Raw genomic sequence first — 13,472 nt, forward strand, 5'->3', positions numbered from 1 at the left:
TCACTCCTCCGTCAGCTCGATGAAGCTCAGCGCCCCCGCCGAAGCCATCGCCATCTCATAGGTGGCCTCGCCATCATGCGACCCCGCATATTCGATCGACGAAATCAGGAACGGCCCCTGCACGATGCCGAAGCTGGGGATGATCACCTGAAACTCGGGGATCTCGCCATCAAAGAAAATCTGCCGCGCCCGCGCGTCCGTATCGGCATCGCGAAACACCCCCGACCCCGAGATCGAGGCCGAACGCACCCCCGCGCCCCCCAGCAGCTCGCGCCAACGCCCCTCGCTTTCCAGCGAAGTCACATCCACCGTTTCCGCGTTGAAACTGATCCGAGTGGCGCGCAGGCCAGCGATCGTCTGGAACTGTCCGTCTCCGCTGAGATCGAGTTTCACCAGCAGGTCTTTTCCGTTTTGGACTGCCATTTTTCTCTCCTAGAAATGCAAAAAGGCCCCGTATCGGAGCCAGATATGGACGCGCCTGTCCGGTCACTCGGGGCTGACGAGGGCGCGAAACGTCAGATCGATCCGCCGTGTCGCATTGGTCCCTACACGACGCGCCTTGGCCTTGCGAAACCACACCCCCGCCACCCGTCCCGCTGGAAGCGTCAGCGCACCCTGTGTCAGGCAGGCATTCACCGCTTCGGCCAAGGTCTTGGCCGCCTGGAACCCCGCCGCATCCGTCACCACCGAAATGGTGAAATCATGCCGAGCAATCGGGCCGCTGCGATCCGAGATATCGACAACGTCTTCGGGGCCGAGACTGATATACGAACCGGCGGTTGCACCAAGAGGCTGGGCATCATAGATCGCTCCACCGCTCAGTTCGGCAACCGTCGCATTGCCCGACAGCGCCTGAAACACCGCCGCCTGCAAGGCCGACGCCAAGAGATAGCTCATGTCACAACCTCCTCGCGGGCAAAGCAACGCAGGTAACCGGGGGCATCCTCCGCCACGGCAAGAATACGAAAGACCCGATCGCCCAGCCGAAAGCGCTGATTGGCCGTTGGCCTGCGCGGCGAGGAAGGTAGCGCCGAGCGCACCGTGACCGTCACCGATACCGCAGCGATCGCGCGCAGCTGATCGGCGCGCTCGGTGCCGGTGCCGAAATCGAGCGCAGCCCAGATCTCGCCCAGTTCGACCCAAGTCTCGATCAGGCCCCCCGCACCATCAGGGACATTCTGCGGCTCTTCCAGCACGAGGCAGGTGGAAAGTTTCGGCACACTCATCCCCGCCCCCCGTTCCCACCAAACAGCCGCACCACGCGCCAAGGCTCGATCAGCGCGTTCACGCCAAAGGGCAGCGCGCCGCTCTGGTCGCTTTCATGACGGTGCTCGAAATAATGGGCCGCCAGCAACATCACGGCCTGTCGTAAATCTGCGGGCACATTCTCCCACATGACCCCAAAGCCTGCCTCGACCGAAATCTCGATCAGTCCGCCGTCCTCAAGGGGCGGAAAATTGCCCCCAACCGCCAAGAGCACGGGCCGCACCCCATCCGGCATCAGCCGGTAACGCGCCGCGTCCAGCACCGCCACCTCCTCATCGGCCCCGCGCAAAGCGACCTGCGTCACGCCCGTCAACGGTGCCAGAGGCAGAGGCTGTGCCTGCGGATTGGCCCAGCGACGCAGCCGCAGCAGAAAGCCGCGCGTCAAAAGCGCCTTTGAAATACGCTGTTCGATCAAGGCAATCGCCGCACGCAGATAGGCCTCAAGCGCCACATCCTCGGCCCCCACATCCGCAAACCCGCGCCCCAGCCGCAGATGGTCGCGCAGGGCCGCAATCGGAAGCCGGTCGCTTGTCACCGGCACTATTTCGTTCAACATGGAAAGCACCTCCGAAATTGGGATGATGACGCCCGCAAGACCACGGGCGCCATCTCGGACAGACGCCGCCTTCCGCCACCCGCTCGGACGGAGGGAGCAGCTAGGCGGACGGCAGAAAGACCGCGTCTGCCCTTATCCGGACCGAAGCCCGGATCGGGGTCAGCGCAGCCTCAGCCGCGCCCGCGCCTCAGGAGACCGCAAATTTCAGAAGCTTGATCGCCGCGAAATCGCTGACATCGCCGCCCACTCGCTTGGAGGCGTAAAACAGCACATGCGGCTTGGCCGAGAAGGGGTCACGCAGCACACGCAGATCGGGACGTTCGGCAATAGTGTAGCCCTGATGGAAATCGCCGAAAGCAATCGCATAGGTATCCGCTGCGATATCGGGCATATCCTCCGCGATCAGCACCGGATAGCCCATCAGGCGCGCAGGCTCGCCGGCCGCCAGACCGTCCGACCACAGGAAGCGGCCATCAGCATCCTTCATCTTGCGCACGGCCCCTGCGGTTTTGGAATTCATCACGAAGCTGCCATTGGCGCGATATTCCGCCTCAAGTGCATAAACCAGATCGACCACCGCATCTGCCGCCGCCGTGGCCGAGAAATCCCCTGCAACGCCGGTCGCCACATAGCCCAGACTACCCCAAGCCCAGTTTTCATTATTCACAGCCGGATGGGCCAGAAAACCCTTGGGCTTATCTGCCCCGTCGCCATTCACGAAAGCCGCAGCCTCCGCACGGGCGAAACGGTCGGCAATACGGCCCGCAAGCCAGCCCTCGATATCGAAGGCCGCATCATCCAGCAGACGCTGGCTGGCCTTGGGCATGGCCGAAAGCTCGTAAAGCGGGATCGAGATCCGGTCGATCTGCGGCGTGCTCGTCTCGGTGAGGTTCGCGGTCTCCGACGCCCAGCCCGAACCGATCTCGCCATGATCGACCAGCACGTCAAAGCTGGTGGCCTCGACCTGCACCACATTGGCGATCATGCGGATCGAGGCGGTCGAGCCGAGGATCGAGCGGATGGTATCGCTGGTCTGCGGATCGACCAGATAGCCCCCCTCGGCGGCAACGGCCGTGTTCAGCCCCTTGGTCTCGACAACCAGACCGCGCAGACCGTCATCATCGCCCGAACGCAGATAGGCATCAAAGGCCTTCACATGGGGGGCGGTCTCTTGCGCTGCATGCGACAGGGCCGGACGATTTTGGATGGATTTGGTTTGCAACATGGTCAGACGCTCTTCCTGTTTTTGAATGCGTGAAGTCATTTCGTTTTGGAAGCCCTTGGCTTCCTTCACAAATTCGCTAAGGGCCGAGTGCACCTCGGCCACGATCGGGGCCCCGTCGGACATAGCTGTCCGCTCCCCAAAGACGCTTTTGTCGGGGGTCATTGTCTCTCCTCAATTTTTCACGAAGATCGAAAGCGCGGGGTCAGTTACCCGCCAGTTGCGACGCGGCCGCACGCAGCGCCCGCGCCAGATGTGAAAGCTCTGCCCCTTCGGACATCGCTTTGGCGGCGACCCGCGCCTCCTTCAGCATCGGAAAGGTCACCAGGGACACCTCCCAAAGATCCAGCTCGGTGAGCATCCGCTGGCCCTGCCCGTCGCGATGCGCCCGCACCACACGGTAGCCGATGGACAGACCATCCATCGCCCCCGACGCCAGAAGCGCACGCGCCTCACGCGCACGGGCCACATCTTCCAGAAGATAGCCGCGCACAAATAGACCCGTGCGATCTTCATGGATGTCTTCCCAGACGCCGATGGGCTGCGTCTGGTCATGCTGCCAGAGCATCGCCACGCGGCGGCCTTCCTGCGCAAGCCGCGCAAGACAATCGGTATAGGCGCCGGGGCAGACCACATCGCCGCCCTGATCAGGCAGGCCGAAAAGGCTGGCATAGCCCTCGATCCGGTCCTCGGTCACCTTCAGGGTGCTGGGCGTATCGGTGCGCACCGATTTGAACTCCAGCCCCAGTGTCATTTGCTCCATTCAGCCCTCCTAATGCGGCACCATATCCAGAAGCCCGTAGACCGCCTGCGACAGCACCACGGCCACAACGCCGTAAACCGCCATCCACAGACGTCGCTCAAGCCCCTCGATCATCGCTTCAATGCGCTGCAACCGGCGTTCCACCTGATCGAATTGCAGCTCCATAATCTTCTCCGTCGCGTTGAACCGTTCCTCATGCAGATCGAACGGCTCCTTCAGAAAGCGCGAGCCTCCAGTCGGCATGGCTTATTCCTCCGGTTGACGCGGCAACCCCAGAAGAACGCGCTTCTCGGCAGCGGTCAGAAAGCTTGCCTCGCCCACGCGCTGCCATTGCGCATCGCGCTCCGAGGCCAGCGCGGGCACCTGATCCAGATCGGGACGCAGCTCGATGCGCGCGCCCAGAAATCCCGACAGCCACCACGCAAGCGCCGCCGTCACCCGCGTGGCCAAAGGCAGCACGGTCAACCGGAAAAAGGCCCGATTGGCCTCGGCGTAATTGGCATAGGTCGCATCGCCGGGAATGCCCAACAGCATCGGCGGCACCCCGAAGGCCACGGCAATCTCGCGCGCGGCGGCGATCTTGGTTTCATGGAACTCCATATCCGAGGGCGAGAACCCCATGGGTTTCCAATCAAGCCCACCCTCCAGCAGCATCGGACGGCCCGCATTGCGTGCGCCCTGATGATTGGCCTCCAACTCGAAGGTCAGCCGGTCGTATTGATCGGGGCTCAGAACCCCCTGACCATCGGCCCCCTTATAGATGATCGCCCCCGAGGGCCGCGCAGCATTATCCAACAGCGCCTTCGACCAATGGCTTGCACTGTTATGCACATCCACCGCCACCGCCGCCGCCTGCATCGGAGACAACCCGTAGTGATCATCCTGCGGGTGGAAGGTGCGGATATGGCAGATCGGATCGGGATGGCCCGTCAGATCAAAGCGGTGCTTGCGCGCGCCCACCGTGTAATCATAGGCCACGGGCCAACCGTCTTCGCCGGGCACAACACTCATCCTATCGGCGCGCAAGACATGCAGCTCCATCGGCACATCGGCGCCTTCGCCCACGGCCTCGATATAGGTGTCACCGGTCAGCAGCATCTGGCCAAACAGCGCCTCAAGAAACTCGGCCTGCCCCTGAGCCCCATTCGGACGGCGCAGAAGGTCGATCACCGGATGCGTCTCATAGCGGCGCTCGGCATCCTGACAGATCAGCGGAAGCGCGGCAGCTGCCTCGGCAATCAGCTTCACGCAGCGAAAACCGATGGGGTTGCCGACAAAGCCCTGCCGCGTCATCGAGGCCGTATCGCGCGGGCTCCAGATCACCCGCCCCGAGCCACCCGACAAAGACACAGGGCGACCGCGCACCGCTTTTGTCTCGGGCTTTGTCCCGGGCGCAGGCCCCTTACGAAAGATATTCAGCCCCATGCAGATCTCCTTATCTCTAGTGCTCCCCGACCAAGCGGGCCAAAACGAAAGGGGCCGGAACACCGACCCCTTTTCGCATCACAACCGTCTTACCTGTGGCCTGCGCCAATGGGCGGCGGGTTCGACCATCAATTCCGTCAATGCCCAGACCAAAGCATCCAGCCGGTCCGGAGACCCTTTGGCCTGATAGCCCTGCACCGTCATCTGGCACATCTGGTCCTCCAGCTTGCCAAGGCTGGCCTTGCGGTCGTGGTAGACGCGACCCTGCTCGTAAAGGGCGGCCACCGGCTCGGCACGCAGCCCCTTGCCGCGCCCCGCACGGAGCGCACGGAAGGGCACCAGCGGGTCGACCTGCCGCAAAACGCCCTCGATGAGATCACCGCCCTGATTGACCTCAGCCACCAGACGGTCGGCGCCAAAGCGCTCCATCGCGGCAATCGCGGCCTTGGCCCAATCGGTGGGCTTGCCGCCGATGCTCAGATCACCCAAGACATAGGCGCGCCAATCCTGCGGCGGCCCCTTGGTGACAGCACCCGCCACGATGATCCCGCATTCATCCGAAGCCGATCCCGCCGTGACCGCCGGATCAAGCGCCACCACGATCCGGTCAAGCGCAGGCACCTCATCAATCCGCAATGCCTCAAGCATCTGCGTCGACCAAAGCGCCCCCTCGATATCCTCCAGCAGAACACCCTCCAGCTCCTGCCGCCCCAGACGGGTGCCGGCATAACGCGCCTGCACCTCGGCCAGAAAGCTCTCGGCCAGATAGGCGCGATTGGCCTCGGTCGGCGCATGGGTCACCACAGTCGAAGGGTTCTTCATGATCGCCCGTAGCACCGCCACATCCCGCGGCGTGGTGGTCACCACCTGCTGCGGATGCCGCCCCAGACGCAGGGCAAATTGCAGCATGTCCCAAGTATCCTCGGCACGCTTCCACTTGGCCAGCTCATCCACCCAAGCCGCATCGAACTGCGGCCCGCGCAAAGCCTCGGGGTCATGCGCCGAATAGGCCATCGCCATCGCGCCATTCGGCCAGACCAGCCTGCGGCGCGAGGCCTCCCATGTCGGACGCCGATCGGGCGGCGAACAGGCGATGATCCCGCTGTCCCCCATGATCATCACGTCACGCACCTGATCATAAGTCTCCCCAACCAAAGCCACACGCGAGGCCTTGCCCGCATCCAGCGGCGTGGAGGATTCTACCTGCGAGCGCACCCATTCGGCACCGGCGCGGGTCTTGCCCGCGCCGCGCCCTCCCATAATTACCCAGCTTTTCCAGTCCCCCATCGGGGGCAACTGGTGAGGCAAGGCCCAGAACTCGAACAGCCACGGAAGGGCCAGAAGAGAATTCTCGTCCAGCCCATCCAGAAAGGCGTCAACGTCCTGAGGCGTCGCGGAGGCAAGCCAAGCGGCGCCCGATCTCAGTTCTGGCTGCATCAAAGTCGAGGTGCTGTCCTTCGACGACCCCGGCAGCCTCTCTGCGGAGTTTCTCAACGCGGTTCCTTTCCTCAAGCAAAAGTTGCAACGCCGCGCGCAAATCACGCACGGCGGCCCGTGCTGTCTTGGCCTCGGCAAGCTCCCCCTGCCTCAGACCCTCCATCGCAACGGCCAGCTCCTCGGCCACATCGCGATACATCGCTCCGGCCATCTCCAGTGCTTCGACCGAAGATGCCCCTTCCAAATCAACGGAAGTCACTTTCATTCCTGTAATCCGCCTCTCATGTGGTGTGACTCCGCACGAGCAAAATGAAAAAGACGCCCAACGGGTCACCCCGCGGCGTCTTGCCCACTTCTCCTAGCATGCCATAAGTGATGCCATGCAACGCTCTGACTGTCAAAGGAAATCGCGCCTAGGTTGCACCCAGCCAGCGCACGTTGCGCAAAGAAAAACCGGGCGCCTGGCCCGGTTTTCCCAATCGCGATTGGCTGGAATTAGTTACCACCCGCCTCTTTTGCCCGTTGCGCCTCGATCGCGCGCCACTTGGCAACATTGGCATTATGCTCGGCCAAAGTGCTGGCAAAAGCATGCCCGCCCGTGCCATCGGCCACAAAATACAGGTAGTCGGTGGAATCAGGGTTCAGCGCCGCCTCAATCGCGGCTTTACCCGGATTGGCAATCGGCGTCGGCGGCAGACCTGCGATGACATAGGTGTTATAAGGGCTGTTCGCCCGCAGCTCGGACTGACGCAACCCACGCCCGAGCGACCCTTTGCCATTGGTCACCCCATAGATCACCGTCGGGTCGGTCTGCAGCCGCATGCCCTTCTCGATCCGGTTGATAAACACGCTCGCCACTTCGGGACGCTCCGCCGTCACGCCAGTCTCTTTCTCGACGATAGAGGCCATGGTCAGCGCCTCTTCCGGCGTCTTGTAGGGCAGCCCTTCGGCCCGATTGGCCCAAGCCGTGTTCAGGATTTCGGATTGTGCCGTCTGCATCTGTGCGATCAGCGCATTGCGGTCCTCGCCCTTGGTCACCACATAGCTTTGCGGCGCAAGGCTTCCCTCGGCGGGGACCTCTTTCACATCGCCAGAGAGGAAATCATAGGATTTCAGCGCCTGAACAATATGCCAGCTGGTTGCCCCTTCGGCTAGAATAACACGGTGATTGGTGATGTTTTTCTCGTCGACCAGTTCCTTGAACCCGTCGGGTTCGGGATCGGCCACCGGATCATATTTGGCAAGTTCCTCGTAGATCCCCGTCGCCGGATCCAGCTCGCGCAGCGCCAGTGTCTGGGTATTGACGCCGATACGGTAGATCAGTTCCGACCCACAGCTGGACGGCCCCCCACGGGTGATCTGATCCACGATGTCTTCCATCGTCGACCCCGGCTCGATGAGATAGGAACCGAATTTCAGCTTGCCGTCCTTTTCGGTGTAATCGGCACCGGTGCGGAAGATATAGCCCGACGAAATCGCGCCCTTGGCCTTCAGATCATCCGAGACCTTCACGAAACTATCGCCCTGATCCACCCGCAAACAGATCGCCTGCGACAGCGGGCCTTCGGACACATATTCCCGTTTGGCCCATGCCACCACCCCCGCCACAGCGACGAGGATGACGATCATGGCCGTCAGAAAATTCGACGTGATGTTACGCCACATCAGTCCGCCACCTTGCGCAGCACAAGGCTGGCATTGGTGCCGCCAAAGCCGAAGCTGTTGGACAGAGCCACATTGATCTCGCGCTTGACCGGCGCATTGGGCGCCAGATCCAGCGGCGTCTCCACCGCGGGATTATCAAGGTTCAGCGTCGGCGGTGCGACCTGATCGCGGATCGCCAGAATACAGAAGATCGCCTCCACGGCACCCGCCGCCCCCAGCAGGTGGCCGATCGAGGATTTGGTCGAGGACATCGTGGCCTTTGCCGCCGCCTCGCCCATCAACCGCTCGACCGCTTTCAGCTCGATCGTGTCGGCCATGGTCGAGGTGCCATGCGCGTTGATATAATCGATCTGGTCGGCGGTAATGCCCGCACGCTTGAGCGCCATTTTCATCGAGCGGAAGCCGCCATCGCCATCTTCCGAAGGTGCGGTGATGTGATAGGCATCGCCCGACAGACCATAGCCGATCACCTCGGCATAGATTTTGGCACCGCGCGCTTTGGCGTGCTCATATTCTTCCAGAACCACAATCCCCGCGCCCTCGCCCATCACGAAACCGTCGCGATCGGCATCATAGGGGCGCGAAGCCTTGGTCGGGTCTTCGGCCTTGGTCGAGAGGGCCTTGCAGGCATTGAACCCCGCAATCCCGATCTCGCAGATCGGGCTCTCGGCACCGCCCGCCACCATGACATCGGCATCGCCCCACTGGATCAGACGCGCCGCATCCCCGATGGCATGCGCCCCCGTCGAACAGGCCGTGACCACCGCGTGGTTGGGGCCCTTGAAGCCGTGCTTGATAGAGACCTGTCCGGAAACGAGGTTGATCAGCGCCGACGGGATAAAGAAGGGCGAGACACGTTTGGGCCCGCGCTCCTTGATCAGAACGGCGGTATCCGCAATCGCCTTGAGGCCACCGATCCCGGCACCGATCATCACGCCGGTCCGCTCGCGCTCTTCATCGGTTTGCGGTGCCCAGCCGGCATCTTTCACAGCCTGATCGGCAGCCGCCATCCCGTACAGGATGAATTCGTCAACCTTGCGGGCCTCTTTCGGGGCCATCCAGTCATCAGGATTGAATGTTCCGTTGGTCCCGTCACCACGCGGAATTTCGCAGGCATATTTGGTGACGACCTCGGACGCATCGAAGCGCGTGATCGGGCCTGCCCCCGACTGACCGTCCAGCAAACGCGACCAAGTTTCCTCGACACCGCAAGCCAGCGGAGACACCATTCCAAGACCTGTGACGACAACCCGACGCATATGCCATACCTCTTGTGGCTAATTAACCTTCGGGCATCACATACACGGGCAATCCCCTGCGCGCAATTCAAAGGATTGCTCCGATAGGCGGTTTCCGCCACGCAAGAGGTTGGGCCCGACATAAATTCCTACGGCATCGCGCCTATTTCGAAAGCTTTGCCGCCTTGGACAAACCCGTCACAAGCCCCTCCATTGGCCGTTCGAACATTGAAAGCCCCACCTGCGTCGCCCCGCCTTTAGGTAGACCAGAGATCGGGCCAGAGATCGGGCTGCCGGCGTGATCAGGGGCTGGACCGGAAATCGGGCCGGATAGCGGGCAGGCCGCCTTTTGCATGGCCTGCAGCGAAGCGGCCTTGTCCAGCTGCTCTGGCCATGTTTCAACCGGCACCTCCTGCACCGCGCTCCAGACGGCATGGCCGCCGTCCGGCCCCGGCGCCACGCACACCTGATTCCCCCCACGAATGCGCGCCAGCTCGAGCGCGGCAAGGGCACGCTCGTAAACCTGCTTCGAGCTTTCCGAGAAATGCCAGCGGGCCACCCCTGCCGAGGCTGTCAACACGCCCTGACCTGTCTTGATCTCGAGTTTCTCGATCACCTGACAGAGCTGCCGCGCCAAAGTGGCCACCTGCGTTGCCCGCAGACCGGGCAGGAACACAAGAAACTCATCCGCATGGGCACGGCCAAAGCAATCCTCCCCGCGTAAATGGGGCAAGACCCCCTGCGCCACGCGACGCAGCGCCTCGTCACCATGTTCGTAGCCCCCCATCGAATTGACAGCACTGAACCCGTCAAGATCCAGCACGATCACCGTCAGTGCCGATCGTGCCTGTCGCGCCTCTTCGGTCAGTTCGGCAAAACGGGCCCGCAAGGAGGCGCGATTGTAAATTCCCGTCACCTCATCCGTGACCATGTCCCAAAGCCGCTGATCCTCAAGCGCGCGACGTTTGCGTTCGATGATATGGCTGCGACGCATCCCGATCACCTGCAAGATGATATTCAGCCCCACGATATGCGCCACCACGACCGAAATCGCCTGCGCATAGGCCCCGTAATCGGCATAGGTCACAAGGGTCCAGCCGATCAAGATCGGGCCCAGAACACTGACCGTCAGATCGATCCGGAACGCCCCCATCGCCATCACGCTTGCCATCAGGCCCTTATTCGCGCGGCGGCACAACAGGGCCGCAACCAGCCCGCCCGACATCATCACGGTGGCCAGAGACATATGGCCGTAAAGCCCCGCATCATCGAAAATATAACCGATCAGCGCGGCAAAAAGCACCGTCAGCGACAAAAGCGCCATGAACTGGCCGCGCGCGGGCCGCTCCGTCTCCAGCCCCGCACGCGCAAAGGCCAGCATCACAAAAACCAGCGCGGTGTTCATCGCCGTCTTGGTGCTGCCATCGCCCAGCGAATAGACCCCTGCCAGTCCCGGAACGAACTTGCCGATGGCCAGCAGGAAGGTCGCCCCCGCCAGTGCCAGCGCCACTCTGCGCGACCAAAGACGGTTCATCGGTAAAAACAGGGAGATCGCCAGAAGAAGGGCCATTGTCGAGGTTATCGGATGCACCCCGACAAAAACCGGCAGCACCCCGAAAATACCGGAAGTCGGCATCAAATACCCGAAAACCGGTACAATCGCCACGAAGACCACGAATATCGTTGGAAAGATCGACAGGACGTAACACCAATCCGCAGCCGAAACAGCTTGACCGTCCGTCGTAGCCTCTGTCGTCATCATGCCGCGTTCCTCCTGGGCGATACTCGCCTGAGAGGAATGCTACGCCAGCCTCACTAACAGAAGCTGAAGGGCTGCCCCAAGGTTACTTAAAACTCGCTTTAACCAGATGCAGCGGCGGGATCGTGAAATCCAGATCCACGGCGGCTGTGGTGGTGGTCGTAGTCTCGCCCACCGCCACCGGAGCCATCGGCGCCACGCAGACCCGATTCCGCCCCTGCGCTTTGGCATGGTAAAGCGCGGCATCGGCACGGGCATAGCTCTGATCGAAGCTTTCCCCCTCCATCCATTGCGCGATCCCGATCGAGGTGGTCAGATACTGCCAGCGCCCGTTGCGCATGCGCACCTGTAGCGCGGCGATCGCTTGGCGGAACTGCTCGGCCCGCAGCTCGGCACGGTGCATATCGCTATTGCGCAAGATGACGGCAAACTCCTCGCCCCCCAGTCGCGCAGCGGTATCCTCACGCTCCAGACAGTCGGAAATCACATGCGCCACCCGCACAAGCGCCTGATCACCAATCTCATGGCCGCCCATATCGTTGATCTTCTTGAAGTAATCCAGATCGAAGATCAGCAGCGAGAAAAACTCGCGATCCGATTGCGCCCGCTGCACCGCACGGTCGAACCGGCGCCGCAGCATGACGCGGTTGAACAGCCCCGTCAGCCCGTCACGCAGCGCCTGCCGCGCCAGAGCGCGCTCGAGCTTGCGGCGGCTGATATCGCTGCGCTCGGAATAGACCGCATTCAGAACGATCACCACCATATTGAAGGCGATCATATTCGACACGATCAACCCGCCATAGATCTGCACCACAGGCACATTGACCGCACCCACCGTCAGAATCCCGACAATCGCAGGCCCCGCGATCCCCAGACAAAGCTGCAAACGCGCCACACCGCTGGCACGGTGACCGGCCAGAAAGATCCGCAGCGCGCCCCGATGCGGCTGATAGAGCAGCACCGAAAGCGTCAGGGCCACCCCCGCCAGCAGATATTGCGGATCGGCCAGCCCGAGAAAGGCCTCCGAACGGTCCAGATTTCCCGACACCGCACTCAGCAGGAACGCGATCCCGACCAGCACCAGCAACTGCCCCGAAAGATAATGGCGCATGGCCTGCAACATCAGCGCCAGAGCCAGCAGCACAAACAGCACCTCCCCGCTCAGGAAAAGTTGCAAAGGCACCCAGCCAATGGTCTCGAAACCGGATTTCATATCTCGGATATTCAGCACGATACCGGTCAGCACCGTGGCAATGACCGCCGCCCCGCCCATCATCTGCAGCATACGTCCCAGCGGATTGCGCGGCAGAAAGCCCAGACCGGCCATAAAGGCACCGATCACGCAAAACAGGGCCCGTGGCGCCAGAAGAAAGTCGTATTCCCCCCGCGGGAGGCCACGGAACGCGTCCAGCCCGCTGCCCATCACAAGCATGGCGATAGAAACCGAGGCCGCTACGAAAGCCGCCCCCCGCCTTACCCAATGCGCATAACGGATAGCCGTCATAACCAATGACCTCGACATTACATTCGATCCTCTCGGTCTCGCCCATGCGAGATCATATAATTCTCCGGAGGACCAGCTTATTATATATAGGTAACAGAAACGGCGACAAACCGATCACTTTACCTAAACGGAAAGAACACATTTTCGCAAGCTTTTCCCGCAGCGGAGTCACCTTGATGACATTCAAGCCTATTTTAGACGCAACGCCAAAAAAAACGGCGCCCTTCTTACAAAGGACGCCGTAAAATTCTTGGTCTCTAAGAGATCAGGACGCTTCGGAGATGAACTTGACTGCGTCGCCGAAGGTTTGGATGGTTTCGGCTGCGTCATCGGGGATCTCGATGCCGAATTCTTCTTCGAAAGCCATCACGAGCTCGACGGTGTCAAGGCTGTCTGCGCCCAGATCATCGATGAAGGAAGCATTCTCGGTGACCTTGTCTTCTTCGACACCCAGGTGCTCAACGACGATTTTCTTAACGCGATCTGCGATATCGCTCATAACTGTTTCTCCAGTTTCGTGGGCCGCAGCCCATCCTGAATTGCTCATAAGAGCGGCTGTAACACTCCGCCTGCCTCACGACGAAACGAAGTGGCCGATCACATTGCTGCCACCGACCCGACTGCACGCTGAATAGCC

The 13,472-nt window shown here is 61.7% G+C and carries 15 protein-coding genes; all 15 read right to left on the reverse strand.

Annotation, left to right across the window (positions count from 1 at the left end; translation table 11 throughout):
- Entirely contained in the window at positions 1-423 is a 423-nt protein-coding gene (locus AC2ISB_RS06580; RefSeq protein ID WP_339107459.1) for a phage major tail protein, TP901-1 family, read from the reverse strand.
- Between the two features lie 63 nt (positions 424-486).
- Entirely contained in the window at positions 487-897 is a 411-nt protein-coding gene (locus AC2ISB_RS06585) for a DUF3168 domain-containing protein (protein WP_339107460.1), read from the reverse strand.
- The gene (locus AC2ISB_RS06590) at positions 894-1,226 is read right to left on the reverse strand and encodes a head-tail adaptor protein (protein WP_406720859.1); all 333 of its coding nucleotides are present in this window, start codon (positions 1,224-1,226) and stop codon (positions 894-896) included. Before AC2ISB_RS06590 ends, AC2ISB_RS06585 begins: the two co-directional genes overlap by 4 nt.
- On the reverse strand, positions 1,223-1,822 hold the full coding sequence (locus AC2ISB_RS06595; protein ID WP_339107462.1) for a head-tail connector protein: 600 nt from the start codon (positions 1,820-1,822) through the stop codon (positions 1,223-1,225). Before AC2ISB_RS06595 ends, AC2ISB_RS06590 begins: the two co-directional genes overlap by 4 nt.
- A gap of 187 nt (positions 1,823-2,009) precedes the next feature.
- A complete protein-coding gene (locus AC2ISB_RS06600; protein WP_339107463.1) occupies positions 2,010-3,209 on the reverse strand; it encodes a phage major capsid protein in 1,200 nt (399 codons plus the stop codon).
- A 40-nt stretch (positions 3,210-3,249) separates the two neighbouring features.
- A complete protein-coding gene (locus AC2ISB_RS06605) occupies positions 3,250-3,807 on the reverse strand; it encodes an HK97 family phage prohead protease (protein ID WP_339107464.1) in 558 nt (185 codons plus the stop codon).
- Positions 3,808-3,816: 9 nt separating this feature from the next.
- Positions 3,817-4,050 carry a GTA head formation protein, RCAP_rcc01685 family gene (locus AC2ISB_RS06610; RefSeq protein WP_339107465.1) on the reverse strand — a complete coding sequence of 78 codons (234 nt, stop codon included), beginning with the start codon at positions 4,048-4,050 and terminating at the stop codon, positions 3,817-3,819.
- Positions 4,051-4,053: 3 nt separating this feature from the next.
- Positions 4,054-5,232, reverse strand: coding sequence for a phage portal protein (locus AC2ISB_RS06615; RefSeq protein ID WP_486576682.1), 1,179 nt, complete (start codon positions 5,230-5,232; stop codon positions 4,054-4,056).
- A 78-nt stretch (positions 5,233-5,310) separates the two neighbouring features.
- Complete coding sequence (locus AC2ISB_RS06620) at positions 5,311-6,669, reverse strand: DNA-packaging protein (protein WP_486576762.1); 1,359 nt, start codon at positions 6,667-6,669, stop codon at positions 5,311-5,313.
- Entirely contained in the window at positions 6,608-6,934 is a 327-nt protein-coding gene (locus AC2ISB_RS06625) for a hypothetical protein (RefSeq protein ID WP_406720863.1), read from the reverse strand. The genes AC2ISB_RS06620 and AC2ISB_RS06625 overlap by 62 nt, the downstream gene beginning before the upstream one ends.
- 230 nt (positions 6,935-7,164) lie before the next feature.
- Positions 7,165-8,334 (reverse strand): endolytic transglycosylase MltG, encoded by a 1,170-nt coding sequence (mltG, locus tag AC2ISB_RS06630; protein WP_339107469.1) that lies wholly within the window; start codon positions 8,332-8,334, stop codon positions 7,165-7,167.
- The gene (fabF, locus tag AC2ISB_RS06635; protein ID WP_339107470.1) at positions 8,334-9,593 is read right to left on the reverse strand and encodes a beta-ketoacyl-ACP synthase II; all 1,260 of its coding nucleotides are present in this window, start codon (positions 9,591-9,593) and stop codon (positions 8,334-8,336) included. The genes mltG and fabF overlap by 1 nt, the downstream gene beginning before the upstream one ends.
- 142 nt (positions 9,594-9,735) lie before the next feature.
- Complete coding sequence (locus tag AC2ISB_RS06640; RefSeq protein WP_486576683.1) at positions 9,736-11,334, reverse strand: GGDEF domain-containing protein; 1,599 nt, start codon at positions 11,332-11,334, stop codon at positions 9,736-9,738.
- Between the two features lie 82 nt (positions 11,335-11,416).
- A complete protein-coding gene (locus AC2ISB_RS06645) occupies positions 11,417-12,835 on the reverse strand; it encodes a GGDEF domain-containing protein (RefSeq protein ID WP_406720865.1) in 1,419 nt (472 codons plus the stop codon).
- 265 nt (positions 12,836-13,100) lie between these two features.
- A complete protein-coding gene (locus tag AC2ISB_RS06650; protein ID WP_135505123.1) occupies positions 13,101-13,334 on the reverse strand; it encodes an acyl carrier protein in 234 nt (77 codons plus the stop codon).
- Positions 13,335-13,472 lie beyond the last annotated feature (138 nt).

The sequence above is a fragment of the Thioclava sp. NS-SX20 genome (genome assembly GCF_057380695.1).